The sequence below is a fragment of the Photobacterium sp. GB-36 genome, assembly GCF_003026135.1.
Classification (GTDB): domain Bacteria; phylum Pseudomonadota; class Gammaproteobacteria; order Enterobacterales; family Vibrionaceae; genus Photobacterium.
This window is the reverse complement of sequence record NZ_PYNY01000014.1, coordinates 39,191-63,718: the sequence shown is the minus strand read 5'-3', so window position 1 is coordinate 63,718 and position 24,528 is coordinate 39,191. Positions and strand designations below refer to the sequence as shown.

At 40.6% G+C, this 24,528-nt stretch carries 20 protein-coding genes and 1 tRNA gene; 15 read left to right on the top strand and 6 right to left on the bottom strand.

Translation table 11 applies throughout. The features are described 5' to 3' along the window. Positions 1-122 precede the first annotated feature (122 nt). On the top strand, positions 123-1,175 hold the full coding sequence (locus tag C9J46_RS13480) for a response regulator (RefSeq protein WP_107291056.1): 1,053 nt from the start codon (positions 123-125) through the stop codon (positions 1,173-1,175). Positions 1,176-1,228: 53 nt separating this feature from the next. On the opposite strand, the gene C9J46_RS13475 is transcribed toward C9J46_RS13480, so the two are convergent. Next, complete coding sequence (locus C9J46_RS13475) at positions 1,229-2,617, bottom strand: peptide MFS transporter (RefSeq protein ID WP_107260091.1); 1,389 nt, start codon at positions 2,615-2,617, stop codon at positions 1,229-1,231. Positions 2,618-3,070: 453 nt separating this feature from the next. Between C9J46_RS13475 and rfaH the strand changes: the two genes are divergently transcribed. Together rfaH and galU are read left to right on the top strand one after the other, a co-directional pair. Then, on the top strand, positions 3,071-3,568 hold the full coding sequence (gene rfaH / locus C9J46_RS13470; protein WP_107291042.1) for a transcription/translation regulatory transformer protein RfaH: 498 nt from the start codon (positions 3,071-3,073) through the stop codon (positions 3,566-3,568). 88 nt (positions 3,569-3,656) lie between these two features. Next, the gene (gene galU, locus C9J46_RS13465; RefSeq protein WP_107206066.1) at positions 3,657-4,562 is read left to right on the top strand and encodes a UTP--glucose-1-phosphate uridylyltransferase GalU; all 906 of its coding nucleotides are present in this window, start codon (positions 3,657-3,659) and stop codon (positions 4,560-4,562) included. A 155-nt stretch (positions 4,563-4,717) separates the two neighbouring features. On the opposite strand, the gene folD is transcribed toward galU, so the two are convergent. Beyond that, positions 4,718-5,575, bottom strand: a complete 858-nt coding sequence (gene folD / locus C9J46_RS13460; RefSeq protein WP_107245750.1) for a bifunctional methylenetetrahydrofolate dehydrogenase/methenyltetrahydrofolate cyclohydrolase FolD — start codon at positions 5,573-5,575, stop codon at positions 4,718-4,720. 296 nt (positions 5,576-5,871) lie between these two features. Between folD and C9J46_RS13455 the strand changes: the two genes are divergently transcribed. The 8 genes from C9J46_RS13455 (at position 5,872) to C9J46_RS13420 (ending at position 15,619) form a co-directional block, all read left to right on the top strand. After that, positions 5,872-5,948 (top strand) — tRNA-Arg (locus C9J46_RS13455). A gap of 469 nt (positions 5,949-6,417) precedes the next feature. Further along, positions 6,418-7,716, top strand: coding sequence for a trigger factor (gene tig / locus C9J46_RS13450; RefSeq protein ID WP_105059697.1), 1,299 nt, complete (start codon positions 6,418-6,420; stop codon positions 7,714-7,716). Between the two features lie 105 nt (positions 7,717-7,821). Further along, complete coding sequence (gene clpP, locus C9J46_RS13445; RefSeq protein ID WP_005369103.1) at positions 7,822-8,445, top strand: ATP-dependent Clp endopeptidase proteolytic subunit ClpP; 624 nt, start codon at positions 7,822-7,824, stop codon at positions 8,443-8,445. Positions 8,446-8,554: 109 nt separating this feature from the next. Further along, positions 8,555-9,835: an ATP-dependent protease ATP-binding subunit ClpX gene (gene clpX, locus C9J46_RS13440; protein ID WP_107206068.1), complete on the top strand. Its 1,281-nt coding sequence runs from the start codon at positions 8,555-8,557 to the stop codon at positions 9,833-9,835. A 192-nt stretch (positions 9,836-10,027) separates the two neighbouring features. Next, a complete protein-coding gene (lon, locus tag C9J46_RS13435) occupies positions 10,028-12,391 on the top strand; it encodes an endopeptidase La (protein ID WP_105061295.1) in 2,364 nt (787 codons plus the stop codon). A 219-nt stretch (positions 12,392-12,610) separates the two neighbouring features. Then, positions 12,611-12,883: an HU family DNA-binding protein gene (locus tag C9J46_RS13430; protein WP_005369098.1), complete on the top strand. Its 273-nt coding sequence runs from the start codon at positions 12,611-12,613 to the stop codon at positions 12,881-12,883. A 411-nt stretch (positions 12,884-13,294) separates the two neighbouring features. Beyond that, positions 13,295-15,187, top strand: a complete 1,893-nt coding sequence (gene ppiD / locus C9J46_RS13425; protein ID WP_107291041.1) for a peptidylprolyl isomerase — start codon at positions 13,295-13,297, stop codon at positions 15,185-15,187. 138 nt (positions 15,188-15,325) lie between these two features. Further along, positions 15,326-15,619, top strand: coding sequence for a ComEA family DNA-binding protein (locus C9J46_RS13420; protein ID WP_107206070.1), 294 nt, complete (start codon positions 15,326-15,328; stop codon positions 15,617-15,619). A gap of 44 nt (positions 15,620-15,663) precedes the next feature. Here C9J46_RS13420 and rrtA read toward each other — a convergent pair whose 3' ends face one another. Continuing rightward, positions 15,664-16,200: a rhombosortase gene (gene rrtA, locus C9J46_RS13415; protein WP_107206071.1), complete on the bottom strand. Its 537-nt coding sequence runs from the start codon at positions 16,198-16,200 to the stop codon at positions 15,664-15,666. Positions 16,201-16,246: 46 nt separating this feature from the next. On the opposite strand from rrtA, the gene C9J46_RS13410 reads away from it, so the two are divergent. Further along, on the top strand, positions 16,247-16,858 hold the full coding sequence (locus C9J46_RS13410; protein WP_107291040.1) for a tRNA-uridine aminocarboxypropyltransferase: 612 nt from the start codon (positions 16,247-16,249) through the stop codon (positions 16,856-16,858). Positions 16,859-16,908: 50 nt separating this feature from the next. On the opposite strand, the gene C9J46_RS13405 is transcribed toward C9J46_RS13410, so the two are convergent. The 3 genes from C9J46_RS13405 to C9J46_RS13395 all read right to left on the bottom strand — a co-directional run bounded on the left by C9J46_RS13405 (position 16,909) and on the right by C9J46_RS13395 (position 20,222). Then, positions 16,909-18,276: an anti-phage deoxyguanosine triphosphatase gene (locus tag C9J46_RS13405; RefSeq protein ID WP_107291039.1), complete on the bottom strand. Its 1,368-nt coding sequence runs from the start codon at positions 18,274-18,276 to the stop codon at positions 16,909-16,911. Continuing rightward, positions 18,276-18,860, bottom strand: a complete 585-nt coding sequence (yfbR, locus tag C9J46_RS13400; RefSeq protein ID WP_107245757.1) for a 5'-deoxynucleotidase — start codon at positions 18,858-18,860, stop codon at positions 18,276-18,278. The genes C9J46_RS13405 and yfbR overlap by 1 nt, the downstream gene beginning before the upstream one ends. Before the next feature lie 147 nt (positions 18,861-19,007). Continuing rightward, positions 19,008-20,222, bottom strand: a complete 1,215-nt coding sequence (locus C9J46_RS13395) for a pyridoxal phosphate-dependent aminotransferase (protein WP_107206075.1) — start codon at positions 20,220-20,222, stop codon at positions 19,008-19,010. 392 nt (positions 20,223-20,614) lie between these two features. On the opposite strand from C9J46_RS13395, the gene C9J46_RS13390 reads away from it, so the two are divergent. From C9J46_RS13390 to menH, 3 genes are read left to right on the top strand one after another with little or no spacing between them, the layout of a single operon-like run. Continuing rightward, complete coding sequence (locus C9J46_RS13390) at positions 20,615-21,952, top strand: isochorismate synthase MenF (protein ID WP_370444986.1); 1,338 nt, start codon at positions 20,615-20,617, stop codon at positions 21,950-21,952. After that, positions 21,943-23,670, top strand: a complete 1,728-nt coding sequence (menD, locus tag C9J46_RS13385) for a 2-succinyl-5-enolpyruvyl-6-hydroxy-3-cyclohexene-1-carboxylic-acid synthase (RefSeq protein ID WP_107206077.1) — start codon at positions 21,943-21,945, stop codon at positions 23,668-23,670. The genes C9J46_RS13390 and menD overlap by 10 nt, the downstream gene beginning before the upstream one ends. After that, positions 23,654-24,463, top strand: a complete 810-nt coding sequence (gene menH / locus C9J46_RS13380; protein WP_107291037.1) for a 2-succinyl-6-hydroxy-2,4-cyclohexadiene-1-carboxylate synthase — start codon at positions 23,654-23,656, stop codon at positions 24,461-24,463. Before menD ends, menH begins: the two co-directional genes overlap by 17 nt. Positions 24,464-24,528 lie beyond the last annotated feature (65 nt).

Sequence of the window (24,528 nt, the reverse complement as noted above, 5' to 3'; positions counted from 1 at the left end):
TACATATTTTTTGTGGTGTTTTTTCTATGCTTAATAGAGTCGCAAAAATTAGACAGTCTTTAAGGCCTTTAATTTCAGTTTGTAATGTGCCTTAAACTAAGTAGGTATTGGTGGAGGTGGTTTTGCTAGAAGGGAAAGATGTTCTCGTTGTAGAAGACGACCCAGTATTTAGAAATATGATTGTTGGCTTTCTTGAGAGCCAAGGATGCTTGGTGCAAGAGGCTGATAATGGTTTAGAAGGGCTACGTGCATTAAAGGAGCATATTCCTGATCTGTTACTCTGCGATCTCGCTATGCCTGTTATGACAGGTATGGAGTTTGTTGAAGAAGTGTCTATTCAATATCCAATGATACCAATTATTGTTATTTCAGGAACGGGAGCAATGACAGATGTCGCTTTAGCGTTGCGACTTGGTGTTAAGGATTTCTTAATAAAGCCATTAGAAAATATTTTAATGCTGAAATCTTCTATGATATCGGTATTGAAGGGGCAAGACAGTGCGACACATCATCGACAAGATTTTTCTAATCGATGGTTTGATACTACAGAAGATACAGAGCCTGTTGAAGAAGAATTGGAATGGCATATTAAAGATTTGCAAAATAACCCTAAAGCGGCACGTGAGCTATTAGTGGGACTAATGCCTGAAACACAATCGACTTATGGGCGATGGCAGTTAAATTATTGTGTTTTACAATCCATTGATTCCCTTCCAGTTATTCTTGATTATACTTGGCTATTAGATGGTCAATTAGCCTTTTACCTTCTTGATACCAGTAGTGGTGATCATAATGCGACGGCAACTGCGTTATTAATTCGTGCTTTTTTTAATGATTATTTACGTAATCAAGGTAATTGTTTAGAAAGCTTAAGCCACTTAGTCACATTGATTGAAAAAGGGATGAAGCACTCAGGTTATGCGTCACCTATCAAGGCTTTGTTTGGCGTATTTGATTTGTCTGATAGATGTTTGCATATTCTTCCTGCAGGTATTGAAGCAGAACTTCGAACAAGTGACGCTTCTTTTGAAGTCGCATCAGGTGAATGGCTTGGACGAGAAGCAAGGCACAATATGTTATCGAAGCTAGCATTGTCTCCATCAGGTGGGCGTTTATCGCTAAGCCAATTGGGGCATGCTAGTTTTAGTGTGAACTTTAAAAACATTAAGATGTAAAAAAGGGCAGTGTTAGCAACACTACCCTTAAATGGATTATTATCAGTACGGCATTACGCTTCTACTGTTTTAACCTCTGCAGTTTCATCATGAGATGAAGATTCTGCACCATGCATCCAATTAATTAAGGTATTGGATAGTAACAGCAGTAATACACCGGCAATCACTGCAGTAATTGCAATACCAGAGAAGATTGCTAGAGGACCGGCTTCACCAATACGTGAACCAATCTCACCTGCAATATAGTTAGCAATGGCGTTAGCACCAAACCATGCACCCATCATTAATGATGCTAAGCGAAGAGGTGCAAGTTTTGTCACCATTGATAAACCAATCGGTGATAAACATAACTCACCTATCGTATGGAAGAAGTATGCACCAATCAGCCATAGCATAGAGGTTTTCACTGTCATATCGCCACCTTGCTCAAGCGCAGCACCGATCATACAAGCAAAGCCTACTGCTAACGAGAACATTGCTAGTGCAAATTTCACAGGTGAGTTTGGCTCTTTCTTACCCAATTTTACCCAAAGAGCAGCAAGAATCGGAGCACAAATAATAATGAAAAATGGATTAAGTGATTGGAACCAAGCTGCCGGCACTTCGAAACTACCAATCATACGGTTTGTGTATTCTTGAGAATAGATATTCATTAAGCCGCCAGCTTGTTCAAAGCCTGCCCAGAATACGATAACAAAAGTACACATCACCATAATTACTTTCAGACGATCACGTTCAATTTTGGTTAGTGGCTCTTTTTTACCGCTTGCGTTGTTTGCTGCGTCACGAACTGCAGCTGGAACAGTACCAATATCACCTAGGTAACGTTGTGCGAAAAACAGTTGGATCAATAGGCTGAGTAGCATACCGATACCGGCACATAAGAAACCTGCTTTCCAGCCATAAATGGCAGAAGCTGTACCTGCAATAACACCGGCAAGTAATGAACCTATGTTGATACCCATATAGAAAATAGTAAACGCACCATCACGACGGTTATCGCCTTCTTTGTAGAGATCACCCACCATGGTTGAGATGTTTGGCTTAAATAAACCATTACCAATGATCAGGAAAGTAAGGCCTAAATAGAAAGCGTTTACAGCATGAGGATCAACGACACTGTGCGGGAGTGCGAGAGTAAATTGACCAATAGCCATTAATACGCCGCCAATAATAATTGATCGACGTTGACCCAAGTAGTTATCTGCAATCCATCCACCAATTAAAGGAGTAAAGTAGACAAGACCGGTGTAAATACCATATAGGCTTAATGCTTCTTGAGTACTCCAGCCTAAGCCGCCATTGATTGTTTTATCTGTTAAGTACAAAACTAAAATAGCGCGCATGGCGTAGTAGGAGAAACGCTCCCATAGCTCAGTTCCAAATAACAGGAACAAGCCTTTTGGGTGGCCCAATAAGGTACCACTACTATTATGACTCATAGGATTCTCTATATTATTGTGATGGTGTGTTTGCTAATACCGGTGGTTTTATAAAGCACAATATATACGACTGCAAGTTTTTACATTTAAAGAACAAATGATAAACATTTCAACCTATTGAAAAACAAATGGTTGTAGATTTCTTAGTCAAAATTGAAAAGTTAATTTTTAGTATGGTAATTATGTTGTTGTTTTTATAATTATTAATTATTTGGTTTTATATTTTGTTTTTTATCTTTTTGTGGTTTTTTTGTCTATCTATTTGGATTGTTCATGAATGTTACAAAGTTTGACTGTGGAATTACTGTAAAAGTGGTGACTGTCTTGGTTTCCATAAATGAGTTGAGCAATAATAAGCACTCAATAAATACTTTATATCCCGAATTAGCCGCAATATAAAAAGTAGCTATTTATGTATATAATAGCGATGAATTTTAATGTTTAGGATTGATGATGAAAGATTGGTATTTACTTTATTGTAAGCGCAGTGAACAAGAGCGTGCAGTGATCAATCTGGATCGTCAAGGTGTGGATTGCTACTACCCTCAGGTAACAGTAAAAAAAGTGAGCCGAGGCAAACGAATAGAGTCAATCGAACCATTATTCCCAAGTTATGTTTTTGTTCAATTTGATCCTGAAACGGTAAGTTATACGTCGGTGCGATCAACACGTGGTGTGGCTGACTTTATTCGCTGTGGTGCAATGCCACAAAAAGTACGTGAAGAACTTATTTATAATTTAATGATGAATGAAGATAATGAAGAGCATCAACGTTTGTTGTCAATGCTTCCTCAGCCCGGTGAAAAATTAAAGTTAGAGCAGGGTAAGTTTCAAGGTCTTGAAGCTATTTACCAAGAGCCGGATGGTGAGAAACGCTCATTTATGCTGATTAATTTGTTAGGTAAGCCTGTAAAAGTAAGCGTAGATAACACTGATTTACTTAAAAAATGATCATTTTTTCTATAAGTTAGAACTCTCTTTTGCATATTTGAAAGCCATCTAATACGATGTTTGCAAACATAATATACTGGAAAAAAAATTGAATACTTCATTAGTGCGTAAAGCTGTTATTCCTGTTGCTGGTCTGGGGACTCGAATGTTACCTGCAACAAAAGCTATTCCAAAAGAGATGCTTCCAATTGTTGATAAACCGCTTATTCAGCATGTAGTGAATGAGTGTGTTGCAGCAGGAATTAAAGAAATTATTTTAGTGACGCATTCTTCAAAAAATTCGATTGAGAACCACTTTGATACCTCTTTTGAATTAGAAGCGACATTAGAAGCGCGAGTAAAACGTCAGCTACTTGAAGAAGTACAAGCGATTTGTCCACCTGATGTGACCATTATGCATGTACGTCAAGGTCAAGCTAAAGGTTTGGGTCATGCAGTATTGTGTGCACATCCCCTTGTTGGTGATGCGCCTTTTGCAGTTGTTTTACCTGACGTAATTTTGGATGATGTTGCGAGCGATTTACGTTGCGATAATATGGCTGCCATGGTGAAAATGTTTAACGAGACTAAAGTGAGTCAGGTGATGGTTGAACCTGTTCCTATGTCTGAAGTGTCAAACTATGGTGTTGCGGATATTAATGGTGTGGAATTACATGCTGGCGAATCAGCACCGATGACAAAGGTTGTTGAGAAGCCTTCAGTTGAAGACGCGCCTTCTAATTTAGCTATTGTCGGTCGTTACATACTTCCAGCTGAAATTTGGGCATTATTAGCCCGTACGCCTGTTGGCGCGGGTGATGAAATTCAATTGACCGATGCTATCGATATGCTAATGCAATCTCAACAAGTGAATGCATTTCATATGTCAGGCGTAAGCCATGATTGTGGTAGTAAAATTGGTTACATGAAAGCGTTTGTTGAGTACGGTTTGCGCCATAATCAATTTGGTGAAGAATTTACAGCGTATGTCAAACAACTAGCTAAAAGCTTATAGTCGACGCCATAAATTGTATAATCAAAAGAAAAAGCGATGGTGTTCCATCGCTTTTTTTATTTATTCTATTTGTTAATAAGAAGAGGACTGCTAATTTAAAATAGCATTGTTTTGGAGAATAAAAGAGCAATAGGTATCACTCTTTTTATTACCAATTATTCGCCGTGAAACTGCTCGCAAGCTAACATAGTATTTTCTATTAATGTTGCGACTGTCATTGGGCCGACACCACCAGGGACTGGAGTGATATGTTTTGCTCTTTGGTTGGCAATATCAAATTCAACATCACCACATAATTTACCATTATCTAATCGGTTAATACCCACATCAATGACGGTAGCCCCTTCTTTAATCCAAGCGCCAGGAATAAAGTTAGGTTTACCTACAGCGACGACAAGGATATCTGCACGACGAACATGGCTCTCAAGATCTTGAGTAAAACGGTGACAAGTTGTTGTTGTAGCCCCTGCTAATAATAATTCGAGTGTCATCGGGCGACCTACAATATTAGAAGCGCCAACAATAATCGCTTCTTTCCCTCGTACCGGAATATTGTAACGTTCTAAGAGGGTCATAATACCTTTAGGGGTACAAGAGCGTAGTTTTGGGATACGTTGACTTAAGCGTCCGACATTGTATGGATGGAAGCCATCAACATCTTTTTCAGGATCAATACGCTCTAAAATTCGTGTGCTATCCATACCAGCTGGTAATGGAAGTTGGACTAAAATGCCATCAATCGTTGGATCGAGATTTAATTCGTCAATAAGAAGTAATAATTCTTCTTCTGAGGCTGTTGGTGGTAGATCGAATGATTTAGAGACAAAGCCGACTTCTTCACAGGCTTTTCGCTTACTACCAACATAAATTTGAGAAGCAGGATCTTGACCTACGAGCACAACAGCTAAGCCGGGTGCACGAAGACCAGCATCTTTACGAGCTTTCACTCTAGCGGCAACTTCCTGTCGAACTGTTTGGGATATTAATTTCCCATCAATAATTTGGGCGGTCATGGTAATCCTTTTTATATAGGCTAAGCATGTGGACGCTATTATTGTGTCAGAAAATGATTACTTTAGCTATAACGCAAACGTTTGCTTTTTGTTTGTTTAATAATGGCGAACAATCTTAAGTGTTTATCGTTGAAGGGAATAGGTATCTACAATTGCACTGAAAAAACTGAAAATAAAACAGATTGCTTTAACTTTAATCGCTTGGCGGTTTAAATCATGAAATTTAAAGTAAACGTATTGACCTAAATGATTAGCAACGTATAATCCTGCCTCGTAACGCCATGTTACACAATGATGCGCCCTTAGCTCAGCTGGATAGAGCACGTCCCTTCTAAGGATGTGGTCGCAGGTTCGAATCCTGCAGGGCGTGCCATTCTCTCTTCTTTATATATAAGATCCAAAATCTAATTCATTTCTAAGCTTTTTTAATACAAAAATCACTCTGTAGTTAGTCTTATAACGGCATAAAAAATGCTTTCTCTGTTACGTCATATTTGCGTTAATTCGACTGTTTTTCCAACATTTGAACCCAAAAAACGCAGAGATCTATGATTATTTTCTCCTTACCCCTTGAAATGTTCGTTATAGACCCTATCTTGTGTTTCAGTTGTAGAGCTAGATAGCAGTTTAGTCTATCTCACCTCGACGCCACCTAAGTGTGTCGTTATAATAACGCGCTTTAATTTCTAAGTTGGATGAGCATATCTGACAGTTTAGAAATAAAGTAAAAGAATTGAGGCGTTATGGTTTTCGAGCCGTAACACGAAAAGGATGCCACCGTCAGTAAATGGCTGTTCGGCAACATCACTCAGAAAGCTGAGTAAGTTTTGAGGTTAAATATAATGCAAGTTACCGTTGAAACCACTGAAGGCCTAGAACGCCAACTAACAATCACTGTTCCTGCTGCAAACATCGAAGATGCAGTAACAGCTGAACTAAAGAAAATTGCTAAAACTCGTCGTTTCGACGGTTTCCGCCCTGGTAAAGCACCAATTAAGATGGTTGCTAAAATGTTTGGCGCATCAGTACGTCAAGACATCCTAGGTGAAGTAATGCACCGTCACTTTATCGAAGCTATCGTTAAAGAGAAAATCAATCCAGCAGGCGCGCCAACATTTACTCCAGTAGAAGTTGCTGAAGGTAAAGACCTAGTATTCAAAGCGACTTTCGAAGTATTTCCTGAGATCGCACTTCAAGGTCTAGATAAAGTTGTTGTTGAGAAGCCAGTTGTTGAAGTAACTGAAGCTGACGTTGATACAATGCTTGATACTCTACGTAAGCAACAAGCTACGTGGACTGAAGTAGATGCAGCCGCTGATGCAAACAGCCGTGTAACTATCGACTTCGTTGGTACTATCGACGGTGAAGAGTTCGAGGGCGGTAAAGCTGAAGGTTTCGCACTTGCTATGGGCCAAGGTCGTATGATCCCTGGTTTCGAAGAAGGCGTTGTAGGTAAAAAAGCGGGTGAAGAGTTTACTGTTGAAGTAACGTTCCCTGAAGAATACCACGCTGAAAACCTAAAAGGTAAAGCTGCAGCATTCGCTATTAAACTTCACAAAGTTGAAGCACAAGAGCTTCCTGAACTAACTGAAGAGTTCGTTGCTAAGTTCGGTGTTGAAGACGGTTCTGTTGACGGTCTTAAAGCTGAAGTTCGTAAGAACATGGAGCGTGAACTTAAGCAAGCTGTTAAAGGTCGCATCAAAGATCAAGTTCTTAACGGTCTTGTTGAGCAAAACGACATCACAGTTCCTGCTGCACTTATCGATCAAGAAATCGAAGCACTACGTCAGCAAGCTGCACAACGTTTTGGCGGTGATGCTAAGAATATGCCTGAACTACCACGTGAGTTGTTCGAAGAGCAAGCTAAACGTCGTGTAGTTGTAGGTCTTCTAGTTGGTGAAGTGATCAAGTCAGAAGAGCTAAAAGCAGACGAAGAGCGCGTTAAAGCAATCATCGCTGAAATGGCTTCTGCATACGAAGATCCATCAGAAGTAGTTAAATACTACGAAACTAACGAACAGCTAATGAACAACATGCGTAATGTTGCTCTAGAAGAGCAAGCGATTGACGCACTTCTAGCTAAAGCACAGGTTTCTGATAAAGACGTTAGCTTCAACGAGCTAATGAATCCTGCTGCTTAATTTGCTGAAATTGATGTAGAGATTTGACATTATCTCAAGTCTTCTGCTAACAATGGTCCGTGTGAGTCATTTCATTCGGGCCATTTATTTTAGGGAAATAACGTTATGAGCTACCAAGAAAAAAACGCCATGTCACCAATTTTGGATGCGCTGGTACCTATGGTGGTCGAGCAGACTTCTCGTGGTGAGCGTTCTTATGATATCTATTCTCGTCTCTTAAAAGAGCGTGTGATTTTCTTAACTGGTCAGGTTGAAGATCACATGGCTAATTTAGTAGTAGCACAGCTACTATTTTTAGAGTCAGAAAACCCAGATAAAGACATCTTCCTATACATCAACTCTCCAGGTGGTTCTGTTACTGCGGGTATGTCAATTTATGACACTATGCAGTTCATTAAGCCAAATGTGAGTACTGTATGTATGGGGCAAGCATGTTCAATGGGAGCATTCTTACTTGCTGGTGGTGCGAAAGGTAAGCGTTACTGTCTACCGAACTCACGTGTAATGATTCACCAGCCATTAGGTGGTTTCCAAGGACAAGCATCGGATATTCAAATCCATGCACAAGAAATTCTAACAATCAAACAACGTCTAAACGGTTTATTGGCTGAACATACAGGCCAACCACTAGAGGTTGTTGAGCGTGATACTGACCGTGATAACTTTATGTCTGCAGAACAAGCTGTAGAATATGGTTTAGTGGATGCCGTGTTGAGTCAACGTGACTAAGTACTTATTTAGCTGATTAACTCTAGATAGTTAACGCAGCAAAATAAGCCGACTTGTTATACACTCAAGACAAGGCAATGATGGGAATACCCCAATAAGAGGTTAGCGAATGACAGATAAGCGAAAAGAGAGTGGTAGCAGTAAGCTATTGTATTGCTCTTTCTGCGGTAAAAGTCAGCATGAAGTTCGCAAGCTGATTGCAGGCCCTTCTGTTTATATTTGTGATGAATGCGTTGATTTATGCAACGATATTATTCGCGAAGAAATTAAAGAAGTGATGCCTAAACGCGATGGCGATGAACTGCCGACTCCGCAAGAAATTCGTAACAACCTAGATGATTACGTAATTGGGCAAGCACATGCGAAAAAAGTGCTAGCTGTTGCGGTATATAATCACTACAAACGTCTACGTAATGGCGATACAACTAGTGAAGGTGTTGAACTAGGTAAGAGTAACATCTTACTTATCGGCCCTACTGGTAGTGGTAAAACACTATTAGCTGAAACACTAGCACGAATGTTAGATGTTCCATTTACGATGGCTGACGCAACCACGCTGACTGAAGCGGGTTATGTGGGTGAAGACGTAGAAAATATTATCCAGAAATTGCTACAGAAATGTGATTACGACGTGGCGAAAGCTGAACGTGGTATTGTTTACATTGATGAAATCGATAAGATTTCTCGCAAATCAGATAACCCATCGATTACTCGTGATGTATCTGGTGAAGGTGTACAGCAAGCATTACTGAAGTTGATCGAAGGTACTGTTGCATCTGTGCCACCACAAGGTGGTCGTAAGCATCCTCAACAAGAATTCTTACAGGTTGATACTTCTAAGATCCTATTTATCTGTGGTGGTGCATTTGCAGGCCTAGATAAAGTTGTTGAGCAGCGTGTAGCAACAGGTACTGGTATTGGCTTTGGCGCAGAAGTGCGTTCAAAAGACCAAGCCGACACATTAAGTGATCTGTTTGAAAAAGTTGAGCCTGAAGATCTTGTTAAATACGGCTTAATTCCGGAATTTATCGGTCGTCTACCAGTCACTGCAACATTAGGTGAGCTTGACGAAGAAGCTCTGGTTCAGATCCTTCGTGAGCCTAAGAACGCACTAACTAAACAGTATGCTGCGTTATTAGAGCTAGAGAATGTTGAGCTTGAGTTTCGTGATGATGCACTGGTTGCTATTGCACGTAAAGCAATGGAACGTAAAACAGGTGCTCGTGGCCTACGATCTATTGTGGAAGCGGTACTGCTTGATACTATGTATGAGCTCCCGTCTCAGCAAGGTGTAAGTAAAGTTGTTATCGATGAGTCAGTAATTAAAGGTGAGTCTGAGCCTCTACTGATTTATGAAAACACGGAAGCACCAGCAGCTGCAGCTGAGTAAGTGTCTAATAAGTGCACATAAAGGCTAAAAAAAGGAGGCATAAGCCTCCTTTTTTATTTTCTGTTACTTCTTTCGTTGAATAATCATGTTTCACCCCCATATACTCAATATAAGCTAACTTTCTAGTCGTATTAAGTAAGTGACTCAACCAGTTACTTAATACGATTAGTATTGACAGGAAGAGAGATGAATATGAACCTGGAGCGTTCTGAGCGCCTTGAGATCCCGGTTCTGCCACTACGTGACGTGGTGGTGTACCCTCATATGGTTATTCCATTGTTTGTGGGACGGGAAAAATCTATTCGTTGCCTAGAATCGGCAATGGAGAACAATAAACAGATTCTGTTGGTTGCCCAAAAAGAAGCAGCGACAGATGAACCGTCAATCACTGATCTTTATGATGTCGGTACTGTTGCAACTATTTTACAGCTATTGAAGCTACCTGACGGTACCGTAAAAGTCTTGGTTGAAGGCCAACAACGTGCCAAAGTTGAAGATTTAGCTGATGATGAGTTCTTTACTGCTCATGCTGAATATCTGGTTACGCCTGAAATGGATGAACGCGAACAAGAAGTACTTGTTCGCACCGCTATCAGCCAGTTTGAAGGCTTTATCAAGCTAAATAAAAAGATCCCGCCTGAAGTATTAACTTCACTTAACGGTATCGATGAAGCGGCCCGCCTAGCAGATACCATTGCTGCGCATATGCCGCTGAAACTGGCTGATAAGCAAAAAGTATTAGAAATCGTTGATATTACAGAACGTTTAGAGTTCTTAATGGCAATGATGGAATCCGAGATTGATTTGCTTCAAGTTGAAAAGCGTATCCGTGGACGCGTTAAGAAGCAAATGGAAAAATCTCAGCGTGAGTATTACTTAAATGAGCAAATGAAAGCTATCCAAAAAGAATTGGGTGAGCTTGATGATGCGCCAGATGAGTTTGAAGCGCTAAAGAAAAAGATTGAAGAATCTAAAATGCCAGCCGAAGCTCGTGAAAAAACCGAGCAAGAGCTGCAAAAGTTAAAAATGATGTCGCCAATGTCAGCGGAAGCAACCGTTGTTCGTGGTTACATTGATTGGATGCTAAGCGTGCCTTGGTATAAGCGCTCTAAAGTGAAGAAGAGCCTTGCAAAAGCCGAAGAAGTGCTTAATGCCGATCATTACGGCCTTGAGCGTGTGAAAGAACGCATTCTTGAGTATCTTGCAGTACAAAGCCGTGTAAACAAGCTAAAAGGCCCAATTCTATGTTTAGTTGGTCCTCCAGGTGTTGGTAAAACCTCTCTAGGTCAATCGATCGCTGCGGCAACGGGCCGTAAGTATGTTCGTATGGCATTAGGTGGTGTACGTGATGAAGCGGAAATTCGTGGTCACCGCCGTACTTATATTGGTTCTATGCCGGGTAAATTGATTCAGAAAATGGCAAAAGTAGAGGTGAAAAACCCACTTTTCCTATTGGATGAAATTGATAAAATGTCATCTGATATGCGAGGCGATCCGGCTTCAGCGTTGCTAGAAGTGCTAGATCCTGAGCAAAACAGTGCATTTAATGATCACTACTTAGAAGTGGATTACGATTTATCTGATGTGATGTTCGTCGCTACATCTAATTCGATGAATATCCCAGGTCCATTGCTTGACCGTATGGAAGTTATTCGTCTATCGGGCTATACCGAAGATGAAAAGCTAAACATTGCTAAGAACCATTTACTTGATAAGCAAATTAAACGTAATGGTTTAAAAGCGGGTGAGTTGACTGTTGATGATTCTGCGATTATTGGCATTATTCGTTACTACACACGTGAAGCGGGTGTTCGTAGCCTTGAGCGTGAAATATCTAAACTTTGCCGTAAAGCAGTGAAAGAAATTTTACTTAATAAAGACATTAAACACGTTGAAATCAGCCAAGATAATTTAAAAGATTACTTAGGTGTTCAGCGTTGCGACTACGGTAAAGCTGACGAAAGTAATCGCATTGGTCAAGTGACAGGACTTGCGTGGACGGAAGTAGGTGGTGACTTATTAACCATTGAAACAGAGTCTATGCCAGGTAAAGGTAAGTTAACTTATACCGGTTCACTCGGCGATGTGATGCAAGAGTCGATTCAAGCGGCAATGACGGTGGTACGTTCTCGTGCTGAGCGTTTAGGTATTGCAGCTGATTTCTACGAAAAACGTGATATTCACGTTCACGTACCTGAAGGTGCGACCCCGAAAGATGGCCCAAGTGCGGGTATTGCAATGTGTACAGCACTTGTATCTAGCCTAACGGGTAATCCTGTTCGTGCTGATGTGGCTATGACGGGGGAAATTACACTTCGTGGTGAAGTTTTACCTATCGGTGGTTTGAAAGAAAAACTATTAGCAGCACACCGCGGTGGCATTAAAACAGTGCTTATTCCCAAAGAGAACGAGCGTGATTTGGAAGAGATCCCAGAGAACGTAATCGCCGACTTGGAAGTACGTCCAGTACGTTGGATTGATGAAGTGTTAACTGTTGCACTTCAGAATAATCCAACAGGTATTGAGCTGGTAAATGCTCAAAATAGTGACCTGTAGCAAAATTACCTAAATAAAAAACGCTTTCAAAGACAAAAGTCCTTGTCAGCGTTTTTTTGTCTGGCTATAAGTTAACTCTAATCCGCGCTAAGCGATGTATTATTAAGGCCTGTTAAGTTTCTATCAATACAATCAGGTCTAGAAACAATTTATTGTCTACTATTCACAGCGTCTCAGTGACGAGTTACGGGTAGGCAAGTTCATTAAGGGGATTTAATCGTGAACAAAACTCAACTAGTAGATAAAATCGCAGAAAGCGCAGATATTTCAAAAGCATCAGCGGGTCGTGCTTTAGACGCATTCATCGAAGCGGTATCAGATACATTGAAAGACGGTGAGCAAGTTGCATTGGTTGGTTTTGGTACTTTCTCTGTACGTGAACGTGCAGCTCGTACTGGCCGTAACCCACAGACAGGTGCAGAAATTCAAATTGCAGCTGCAAAAGTACCTGGTTTTAAACCGGGTAAAGCGTTAAAAGACTCTGTTAACTAAGAAATAGTTGGTTTTTTCTGACTGTTTTGTCATGTTATCATGGCTTAAATATTGCTACTGGAAAGGGTATACTGATCCAGTACAACAAAGGCGCATCGGTTGATGCGCTTTTTTTACTTTATAATGATGCCTATTTGACTAGGGATTTATTGTTTTGTTTCTTAACCAATATAAAGATAAAGAACATTTCATTAGTCAAATCGGTATCAAGTTATCATACTATACGCTTTGTGGCTTATTGTGTTGGTGCTATCTTTAGTTTAAAAACTAATACAACAGGTTATTTACGTTTTAGTCAGTAACGGCTTAATAATATTGAAGGTTCGGCTATCGCGTTGATACCGATATTTTGTGCACACATTTGTAGTTCGAAACCGTGCCAGATCGAACAAGTAGGAGAGACGGCAAATTATGATGGAGCGATTGCGCGAAGGCGCTAACAGCATCTGGGTTAAGATTATTCTTAGCTTAATTATTTTTTCTTTTGTATTTGCTGGTGTCGGCAGTTATCTGGCGGGCGGTAATGAGCAAGTTGCAGCAAAAGTTAATGGTAAAGAAATTAGTCAGCGTGCATTCGAGCAGGCTTATCAAAATCAACGTAACCAAATGCAGCAACGTTTAGGTGATTACTTCTCAACACTAATGGGTGATCCTGCTTACGTACAGCAACTCCGTAATAGCGTGCTTGAGCGTATGGTTAATGATGAGTTGATTGAGCAACGCGCAACAAAGCTAGGCCTGAGTGTGAGCGATGCTCAAGTTAAGCAAGCGATTGTAGCAATGCCTGCTTTCCAAGTTAATGGTGTGTTCAATAATGAACAATATAATTTAACGTTACGTCGTGCTGGAATTTCTCCTGAGCAGTTTGCAGAGTCAATCCGTAAAGACATGCTACGTCAACAATTCTTAAGCGCATTAGAAGGCAGTGACTTCGCACTTAAAAATGAATTGAATGAACTTCGTAAACTTGAATCACAAGAGCGCGTTGTTCGTACTTTGAAGCTAAACCTTGCAGACTTTACCGATAAAGTAACGGTAACGGATGCAGAAGCTAAAGCTTATTATGATGAGAATAAAACGCAGTTTACACGCCCAGCTCAAGTGAAAGTGTCTTACATTGAACTGTCAGATAAAAATCTAGTGAACAATATTAAGATCACTGATAAAGAAGCTGAAGTGTATTACAACGAACATAAGAGCAAATACAGTACTGCTGAGAAGATTCAAGTTAGCCATATCTTAGTAAAAGGTGATAGTGATGCTTCTAAAGCAAAAGCGGAAGCATTACTGGCTGAGTTGAAAGCTGGTGCTAACTTTGCTGATGTTGCGAAAAAATCATCCGATGATACTTTCAGTGCAAAAGATGGCGGTAAGCTTGATTGGTTCGGTAAAGGTGTGATGGATCCTGCGTTTGAAAAAGCAGCATTTTCATTAGCAAAACCAGGTGATATGTCTGGCCTTGTGAAGTCACCTTATGGTTACCACATTATTTTACTGGATGGTATCGAAGAGCCTAAAGTTAAACCTTTTGCTGATGTTAAAGCGAGCATTGTCGCTGAACTTCAAGAGCAGCAAGTAGCAGAGCAATTCTATAAGCTACAAAGCAAGCTAGCTGAGACAGCATTTGAATCACCAGATTCACTAGATGAAGCAGCAGAAGCTGTAAAGGCTAAGATCATTAAAACAGGCTTTATCTCATTACAAGATGAGACCGGTGTGTTAAGTGATAAGAAAGTGCAAGAAGCATTACAAAGCCCTGAGGTTCATGATGACGGTATGAACTCTGATGTAATTGAGATTGCACCAGAGCATGTTGTTGTGGTTCGTGTTGATGATGCACGCCCTGAATCAGTGCTGCCATTTACTGATGTTGAAGCAAAAGTGAAAACACTATTGGCTCAACAAAAAGGTGAGAAGCAAGCAACTGAGAAGGCGGATTCTATCATTGCAGCATTACGTGACGGTAAGTCAGATGTTGTAGCAAAAGATGGCTTAAGTTTCTCTGGCGATCAAACCATAACACGTTCAGGTCCTGATGCTAATGTTGCACGTGTTGCGTTTACATTACCTAAACCAAAAGACGGTAAAGTGTCTTATGGTGTAACACGTGACAACAAAGGTAATGTTGAAATTATTGCATTAGATAAAGTTGTGAATGTTACACCATCGAAAGATGATGTTGATACTCAGTTTGCAACCCAAGTTGAGAATATGTTTGCTCAACAAGATCTATCAACAACACTTCAGACTTTACGTGAGTCGGCGAAAGTGACTTACCCAATGTTGGACAAACCAGCAAATTAATTGAAATTTACATTTCTATTAACGGGCCGCTATTGTGCGGCCCGTCGTTTTTTTATCTTTTATTTTTAAATAATCCCCTCATCGTCCCGCTTTTCTTTTTATCCTTTTTAAACACTCATACCAATAAAGGATAAAAATATGTTGCCATCTCGCTTGTTTAAAGCTATTTCGTTGGCTGGTGGATTAGCACTCGCCTCTTTAAGTTACGCTGCTGACAATACGCATGAAGGTATTGATATCAAAATTAATATTAACACTGCTAATGTTGAGCAATTGGATACATTGCTAATCGGCATTGGTGCTGAGAAAGCACAAGCGATAATTAATTATCGAAAAGTGCATGGTAAATTTGCGAGCGTTGATGATCTAACTAAAGTGAAAGGGATCGGTGAGGCGACTGTCGATAAAAATAGAAAGCGTATTGAATTGTAATTATTAATATTAACGGGAGCGAGCGTGCTCCCGTATATTGATCGTCATTTAAAGCGGTTATATTCAACTTGAGCGTTGATTTTTTGCTTGATAAGCAAGGCATACAGTATGCCTGTGATTGCGCCAATCAAATGGGCTTCAGTTGCTACACGAACGCCAATCAATTCTTCAGAACTCACAGAGCCTCCAAAGTATTGTTCCCAACCTATCTTAATGATTAGCCCGAGGAGTAAGAGCCATCCCCCCCGCGTTTTTGATTGGATATCACGAATACAACCCCAAGCGAAGATGCCATGTAGCACACCTGAAAATCCAGCATACCAAGTAATACTGGTAGCAAAGAGCCCAATACCTATAGTGAACGATAAAATTAAGATCAATAAGCTATAAGACTTAGCATGAAAATGGGCACGGAAAATATAGCTAATGATTGCAAAGGCGCTAGCATTCATTGCAAGATGCACCCAATTGGTATGCGTGAAATTTCCTGATAGGATCCGCCATAATTCGCCATTGATAATGTCTTGGCGATCCCAAACTAATAATGGCTGACATTGTGGTAATTGAGCTATAACCATCATGATTATCGCAATAATAATATAATTTCGAATAGACAAGGCAACCTCAATGAGTCGGTACTGTGATAACTGTGGTAAAGCAAACAAAGCCTGCATTTGCCACTGGATTAAACCTATTGCAACTCAAACAGAGTTATGGATTTTACAACATCCATCAGAAGTTAAACGAGCAATTGGTACTGCAAGAATACTATCACTTTCTTTACCCAATAGCCGACTTTGGGTAGGTGAGGATTTTTCGCAGCATGAGGAATTAAATGCAGCTTTAACTGATTCCGAACGTGATATTTATGTAGTTTACCCAGGAGAGCGTGCGATAGCACTGTCTGATGTAGCAGAGCAGGCTCAGCCATCTCGAAACAACGTGATTATTTTACTTGATGGGACTTGGAAGAAAGCCTATAAAATGTGGCAACTATCGACCAATTTACATCACTTACCGTTAGTCAATTTAGATAATGTAGAGACTGGAAACTATCGTATTAGAAAATCGCCAAAAGAGCAGGGAGTATCAACGGTTGAGGCGGGATATTTAGCATTATCAGTGTTAGAGCCAATATCTTTAAATCTTCAGCCATTGCTCGATACATTCGAAAATATGATTAATTTTCAAATTCAACAAATGCCGCCCGGCGTATTTGATAAAAACTATAAGGATTAGTTGGCACACAAAAGGGAGCATGGGCTCCCTTTATATTCACTGGTTAATGATTAAAAACCATAACCATTATTGCTGATACCTGTTTCAGAGGTAGGTAAGAATAATGTGCTATAGAGACGTTGAGAGAATCCATCTGTCATGCCTGAAATGTAATCGGCAATGATCCTAAGCTCGTTATCTTCTTGCTCTTTTGCTTCTAACCACCGCATGCGAGTATTATCTGGTAACAATCGTTCTGGATCAGAAGCAAAAGCTTCAAAGAGTTCCATGATCAATTGCTGCCCTTTATATTCTGACAGTTGTATCTCCGGTTTTTTTACCACATAGATACTTACGAACTGTTTAAGCACCTCTAAAGCGCGCTCCATCGGCTCGGATAAAAAGGCATTCCATTGTAATAATGGCTCATCAAAAAAATCAGTACCGTTTTGAATCGTAGGACTAATGGTTATAGAGGTAAGTAAACCATTGACCAGCGCGCCAATGGCATCTTTGCGCTGATGGTGGCTAGCAAACATCAGCTCGCTGATATCACTTATCCGTTCTTCTAGCCATGGATCACCACATTCTGCTATTTTTGAGGCAACCGCTTCTTGCCAATCATCACGTGTCACAATCCCCATTACGATGGCATCTTCTAAGTCATGGACACCGTATGCAATGTCATCAGCTAATTCCATGATTGAACAATCTAATGATTTAAAACGTGTCTTACAGGGCTCTTTTGGCGATAAACGCTCACAACGCATTTGCGCAAAGAGGGCTTTATCTTTGCCTGATAACGGGCTTAATACCCAGTCAAAGACCTCTTTATCGTCCACATATAAGCCTTTCGCTGGATACCAGTCTTTTGCTTTAAGGTGACGAAAGTTCACGACATCAGGTGCGCGCTCTGGAGCGGTAGTTTCACTGAGTAGAGCTGGGTATTTTAGTAAACCAAGCAAGGTACGTCTGGCGAGGTTCATACCGTATCCTTCGGTATAAGGTTCGAGTAAGGTTACAATACGAAAGGTTTGTGCGTTTCCTTCAAAGCCGCCATGATTTCGCATCATGTAATTTAAAGCGACTTCACCGCCATGACCAAATGGTGGGTGACCGATATCATGTGCTAAGCACAAACTTTCCATTAAACTGGTTGAAGGGAGTAATGATTTAAACTCAGGTTGTTTTAATTTGAGTTGTGCAACAATCCCTGTACCGATTTGGGATGCTTCTAGCGAGTGGGTGAGTCGAGTCCGATAGAAGTCGTGATTACCAGCGCCATGGACTTGAGTTTTTGCTTGTAAACGACGAAAGGCGGCAGAATGAAGAATACGGGCTCGATCGCGCTGAAAAGCTGAGCGATGATCATCACGGCGCATTTTTTGTTCGTTATAAAAGCGTTCTTCCCATATAGGTGAGATAGTAAATTCAGTCATTAACTAATGTCGTCCAAAGTAAGATTAAAGCTATCAGCAAATGTCTCAAGAAAATAGGTCATCTCAGGTGTTTTGCGTTGCTCAAGGGTTTGTTCCAATCTTTTCTTCGCTCGAGTAAATTCATGGTTCCCTGCACTGAGCTCTTCAAGGCATTTTATATAAGCGCATAATGTATCGGCTTGTTTAACAATAGCTGCATTTTCAGTATCAATTTTATGGCTATCAAGCAGAGAGGCATAATCATCCTGAAATTCTGCAGGAAGCATAGAAATAAGTCGTTGCTCTGCCGCTAATTCGATTTTCTTATATTCTTCAGCAATTGCAGGGTTATAGTATTTTATTGGGGTTGGCATATCACCTGTGAGTACTTCACTAACATCGTGAAACATACCTTGCAGCGCGATACGTTCAGGGTTTAGGTTCCCACCAAATTTACGGTTTTTAATTAACGCAAGTGCATGAGCGACAAAAGCAACTTGAAGGCTGTGCTCGGAGATATTTTCAGTTTCGACACTTCGCATTAATGGCCAGCGTTGAATTAAACGCATACGAGCAAGGTGAGCGAAGAAATGACTTTTTTCCATGATGATCAATTCTCTTAAACTAAATGTGCTGATGAGCAGCATCTATAGACGTTATGCACTAAAGGTAACAGAAGTTAGGGAAATATTGACAGTTTTTAGTTAATAAAAAGCCCCGGTTTACCGAGGCTTAAGAATTGTTTGTAAAGGTTATTGACGATAGCTATGTAAGAAGCGCTCTAAGCGTCCCATTGCCAGTTCAAGATCATCGACATGGGGTAAGGTTACAATGCGGAAGTGATCCGGTTGTTTCCAGTTAAATCCGGTTCCATGTACAACAAGCACTTTCTCTTGTAGTAAAAAGTCCATTGCCATTTTTTGGTCGTCTTGAATATTAAATTTCTTCTGATCTAATTTCGGGAATAGATACAACGCGCCTTTTGGCTTAACACAAGAAATTCCAGGGATTTGAGTTAATAAATCATAAGCTTTATTGCGCTGTTCGAGCAGGCGTCCACCCGGCAAGATTAATTCATTAATGCTTTGGTAACCACCTAATGCAGTTTGAATGGCATGCTGCATAGGTACGTTGGCACACAAACGCATTGATGACAGCATTTCTAACCCTTCGATGTAACCTTTAGCTCGGTGTCTTGGCCCTGAAATAACCATCCAACCTGCACGGAAACCACACACTCGGTATGACTTTGAAAGGCCATTGAAGGTTACACAAACTACATCTTCTGCTAATGGGGCAATAGAGGTATGTTGTGCACCATCGTATAGAATTTTGTCGTAGATCTCATCGGCGAAAATAATCAAATCGTGCTGACGTGCAATTTCAACCACTTCGATCAGAAAATCTCGGCTATATACCGCACCCGTCGGGTTATTCGGATTGATTAAAACAATACCGCGAGTATTTGGCGTGATTTTTTTCTTTATATCATCAAGATCTGGATACCAATCTGATTGTTCATCACATGTGTAGTGAACCGGTGTGCCACCAGATAATGAGACTGCTGCTGTCCATAATGGGTAATCAGGTGATGGAACCAATATTTCATCTTTATGGTTTAGCAGTGCTTGCATTGCCATAACGATTAATTCAGAGACACCGTTACCGATATAAACATCTTCGACATCAAGATCAAGTAAGCCGCGCTTTTGGTAGTGTTGAACAACGGCTTTACGCGCAGAATAAATGCCTTTTGAATCACAGTAACCTTGGGATGTTGGTAGATTACGGATCACATCCACGAGAATTTCATCAGGGGCATCAAAACCAAACGGTGCTGGATTACCGATGTTTAGTTTGAGTATTTTTTGCCCTTCTTCTTCCATACGCTTAGCGTGTTTCAGAACGGGACCACGTATGTCATAGCAAACATTATTAAGCTTGGATGACATCCCGAATTTTTGCATATGAGGCTTTCCTGATGATTATTAGGTATAACCACAAATTACACTATAAAAGAGGGATATAGGAACACCTTTTAGAAGATAATTATGTAAAATAGTGTTTTGTTTTCTTTTGGCAGAATGAAAATGGCGTGTTTAACTAGAATCAGCAAAGTTGAACAGAGGTTTCTGCTAGTCAGATAAGTAATACAAATGTGTTACTTCATTAGTCAGATGCTTTCTTGTGAGGTAGAATAATACATCATTCTTCTTTACTAAGAGAATTAGCAGTTATTCTCTCTCTTTAGGAAATAAGTGTCTATTCTTAGTAAGGAAAATATGTCTAAGAGAGTGACATATGTATCTTTCAGCCAGGGATGAGCCGTATTGGTGTAATAGAGCTGAGCGAGGTTATCTTGACTGCGTTACAACAAGCCGTTGAACGATTAATTGCTAAATTAGAGCAAGCATCTGCAACAACCCAGCGTATATTGGTTAAATTAGATCTATCAAAACATATCGACCTGATTGATTGGATGGATACACAAGCTTTGTATCCCAAATTCTATTGGCAATCGCGTAATTGCCGAGAAGAGGTTGTCGCGCTAGGACAAATAAAAACATTTACTGATCCTAAAGCCGCTGAGAAAGTGATTTCTAATGAGCAGCGAGTGTGGGGCGGGCGATCTTTTGATGGAAGAACAGAGCGAAATAAACGTTGTCTCTCCTCCTTTTTCTTTTTACCGCTGCTTGAATTAAGCCGTCTGGATAATGAATGGCATATTGCTGTTAATGTCGGTGAAGATCGCGCACGTATTTTGACGGCATTACAACAGTTGATGTTTGATACATCGTTGATCAGTGGTATTCACAGTAAAATTTTAAATCGCAGTTATACGCCAGATTTTTCTGGTTGGTCAAACATGCTGACACGAGCATTAGATGCGATTGAACATAAAGAATTTGAAAAAGTGGTGCTTGCTCGACGAACAAAGTTACAGCTTGATAAACCTGTATCACCCGCTCAATTACTGAAAGCGAGTTGCGCTAATAACAGCAATAGTTTTCACTTTTTACTGGCGCTGGATGAAAAGCATGGCTTTATGGGCTCAACGCCAGAACGTTTATTTCAACGCCATGAACATGCGATACAAACTGAAGCGTTGGCAGGTACGATTGGGCGTGGTAAAGATGATGTAGAAGATCAGCAATTAGCACAATGGTTATTATCTGATAATAAAAATCGCTACGAAAATCGTTTAGTGGTTGATGATATTGTTAATCGATTGGTGCCCTGTAGCCAATCGATGAATGTGTCTCAAACTCCTGAGTTGGTTCAACTACGTAAAGTCCAGCATTTAAAGCGAAGTATTGATGCTGAATTAAATAGTGGCGTCTTTAGTGCAGATCTATTAGAAAATTTACAACCAACCGCTGCGATTGCCGGATTACCTCGTGATCCTGCGCTTCATTTTATTGCTGAACACGAACCTTTTTCTCGCGGTTGGTATAGTGGTGCGGTGGGTTATATTAGCCAGCAGCATAGTGAGTTTTGTGTGGCTATTCGTAGTGCATTAATCATTGAAGGTGAAGTTCATTTATTTGCAGGAGCAGGCATTGTACCGGGCTCAGTAGCAGAAAGTGAATGGAAAGAACTTGATCGAAAAACATCAACACTCTGTAGTTTATTTGAGCAAGAGACGGATAGCTCGTTAGCTGCTGAAATGGAGTATAAAAGCGCATCATGCAATTAACCTTATCGAATAGTCTTTCTTATAGGGCTGCATTAAATAGTTGTTGGGCTGAGCTGATACTTGAAGAGTTAGTCCGACAAGGTGTTCAACATGTTTGTATTGCGCCAGGTTCTCGTTCCACACCATTGACGTTAGCGGCAGCAAAGCAGTCAAAACTGACTATTCACACTCATTTTGATGAACGTGGTTTAGGCTTTCTCGCATTAGGTTTAGCCAAAGCATCACAAACCCCCATTGCGGTGATTGTGACATCAGGTACAGCAGTCGCTAATTTATTACCTGCCGTTGCTGAATCTGGGCTAACAAAAGAAAAATTAGTGCTGTTAACCTCAGATCGTCCTGTTGAATTACTGCAATGTGGCGCAAATCAAGCCATACGCCAGCATGGTATTTTTTCGCAACATGTAACAGAGTTTGTTGATCTACCCGCCCCTACACTTGATATCTCTCCTAATTGGTTATTAGGCGTGGTTGATGAGTTGATGCATCAACAGCAGTTACGTGGCGGAGCCATCCATTTAAATTGTCATTACCCTGAGCCGCTATATGGTGAGGCGATAGATTTTTCGGCCTATCTAGCGCCAGTTAAAAAGTGGCAGGCAACGGTATTACCGTATTGCCAACATCAACAAGCGACTAGCGCTGATATCGTCATTGATTCAGTGCAATGGCAGCGGTTGTGCGACAAAAAAGGCATAATTGTTGCGGGTAAGTTAGCGACCAATGAACTTGCTGATGTGAAAGCGTTAGCAGCCCGATTAGGCTGGCCATTATTGGTCGATCCTCAAGCTGGAGGCTCGAGCGAATATGCGGGGTTTGATGGTTGGTTACAAAATCCAGCCTGTGCCGAAGTTTTGTCTCAAGCACAAGTATTACTGCAATTTAGTGCACGGATTGTTTCTAAACGTTTATTACAGTTTATTGGCGATCAGCCGTGGGATGATTATTGGTTAATCGATCCACAACAAGGACGTTTAGACCCTCATCATCATTCTGGTTCTCGTATTCAAGCGAATGTGAGCGCGTGGACTTGTGCAGCGCTTCTTGATGAAAAAACATCACCACATAGTGGATGGGCATTACCGTTAGTGGGCGCGTCTAAGCGTTATCGTGAAATAGCGAAGCAGCATTGTGACAATTTATCTGAAATGTCATTAGCGACATTATTGAGAGATTGGCTCGCACCTGATTCTGAGTTGTTTCTCGGTAATAGCATGATTGTTCGACTGCTAGATATGTTTGGTGATTTACCAACTACAGCGACATTTACCAACCGTGGTGCATCAGGTATTGATGGATTAATAGCAACAGCGGCTGGTGTGCAACGCGCTAGAAAAGCACCATTAGTGATGCTATTAGGCGATACGTCATTTTTATACGATCTTAATTCTCTCGCATTATTAAAACAAACTGCATTACCTATGGTCGTGGTGGTTACGAATAATGATGGTGGCGGTATTTTTGATATGTTACCAGTACCAGAGCAGCAAAAAGATGATTTTTATCGTATGCCTCATGGTTTTGAATTTAGCCATGCAGCTGCCATGTTTGGATTTAACTATCAAAGCCCAACAACAGTTGCTGAAGCCCAAACTGCGGTAGTGAATGCACAACAAGTTAACCAGACAACGATCATCGAAATTAAAACGCCTGCTGGAGAAGCTGGGCAGATGTTAAAAGAGATCTTTTCTGAGGTAAAACGTGCGTCTTTACTCTGAAGTATTTGGAAAACGCCCGCAAGCAGGCCAACCCGTGATTGTTTTTCTTCATGGGCTATTAGGCTCAGGGCGGGACTGGCGATTAATTACTTCAGCACTAATGCATCACTATTGTTGTGTAACTATCGATCTGCCTGGGCATGGCTTTAGTGCGTCAGTATCTATGCCACTAGATGATTCTGATATTGGCTTTAAACAGAGTTATCAGGCGATACTCAAAACGTTGGAACACCGTGGTATTCAACGTTTCGTTTTGGTGGGGTATTCGTTAGGTGCGCGACTTGCTATGTATCTGGCAACGCAATTATCAAATGAGGATACCACGAAGCGTGGGCCAAGGTTGCAAGGTATCTTTTTAGAGGGTGGGCACTTTGGATTACCGCTTTTAGACCGTGCGGCGCGTCTTGATAGTGATAAAACATGGGCTGCACGTTTTTCTCAACAATCTCTAATTTCAGTGCTGAATGATTGGTATCAACAAACTGTTTTTTCATCACTGAACCATGACCAAAGACAAAGCTTAGTCGCTAAACGTAGTGATAACCTTGGCCAAGGTGTCGCGAATATGTTGCTAGCAACGTCATTATCTAAACAACCATTATTACTCACACCGCTACAAAACTTAAAATTACCCGTTCGTTATGTTTGTGGTGAATATGATGCGAAATTTCGTCAGATCGCTATGCAATCAGAGCTAAGCGTAGAAGTGATCCCTGATGCTGGGCATAATATTCATGTAGAACAACCACATGCATTTACATCTGCCTTATCTGCTTTTATTCAAAAGTTGTAACGAGCCATTGTAATTAAAGTGATTTAATATGCCGTTAGACTAAGGTTTAGCGTGTTTTATGCTCT

Excerpts from the sequence above, each read along its gene's own strand:
- C9J46_RS13475 (WP_107260091.1), bottom strand. The coding sequence starts at position 2,617 with ATGAGTCATAATAGTAGTGGTACCTTATTGGGCCACCCAAAAGGCTTG.
- rfaH (WP_107291042.1), top strand. The coding sequence starts at position 3,071 with ATGAAAGATTGGTATTTACTTTATTGTAAGCGCAGTGAACAAGAGCGT.
- folD (WP_107245750.1), bottom strand. The coding sequence starts at position 5,575 with ATGACCGCCCAAATTATTGATGGGAAATTAATATCCCAAACAGTTCGA.
- tig (WP_105059697.1), top strand. The coding sequence starts at position 6,418 with ATGCAAGTTACCGTTGAAACCACTGAAGGCCTAGAACGCCAACTAACA.
- clpP (WP_005369103.1), top strand. The coding sequence starts at position 7,822 with ATGAGCTACCAAGAAAAAAACGCCATGTCACCAATTTTGGATGCGCTG.
- clpX (WP_107206068.1), top strand. The coding sequence starts at position 8,555 with ATGACAGATAAGCGAAAAGAGAGTGGTAGCAGTAAGCTATTGTATTGC.
- lon (WP_105061295.1), top strand. The coding sequence starts at position 10,028 with ATGAACCTGGAGCGTTCTGAGCGCCTTGAGATCCCGGTTCTGCCACTA.
- ppiD (WP_107291041.1), top strand. The coding sequence starts at position 13,295 with ATGATGGAGCGATTGCGCGAAGGCGCTAACAGCATCTGGGTTAAGATT.
- C9J46_RS13420 (WP_107206070.1), top strand. The coding sequence starts at position 15,326 with ATGTTGCCATCTCGCTTGTTTAAAGCTATTTCGTTGGCTGGTGGATTA.
- rrtA (WP_107206071.1), bottom strand. The coding sequence starts at position 16,200 with ATGATGGTTATAGCTCAATTACCACAATGTCAGCCATTATTAGTTTGG.
- C9J46_RS13410 (WP_107291040.1), top strand. The coding sequence starts at position 16,247 with ATGAGTCGGTACTGTGATAACTGTGGTAAAGCAAACAAAGCCTGCATT.
- C9J46_RS13405 (WP_107291039.1), bottom strand. The coding sequence starts at position 18,276 with ATGACTGAATTTACTATCTCACCTATATGGGAAGAACGCTTTTATAAC.
- yfbR (WP_107245757.1), bottom strand. The coding sequence starts at position 18,860 with ATGGAAAAAAGTCATTTCTTCGCTCACCTTGCTCGTATGCGTTTAATT.
- C9J46_RS13395 (WP_107206075.1), bottom strand. The coding sequence starts at position 20,222 with ATGCAAAAATTCGGGATGTCATCCAAGCTTAATAATGTTTGCTATGAC.
- menD (WP_107206077.1), top strand. The coding sequence starts at position 21,943 with ATGCAATTAACCTTATCGAATAGTCTTTCTTATAGGGCTGCATTAAAT.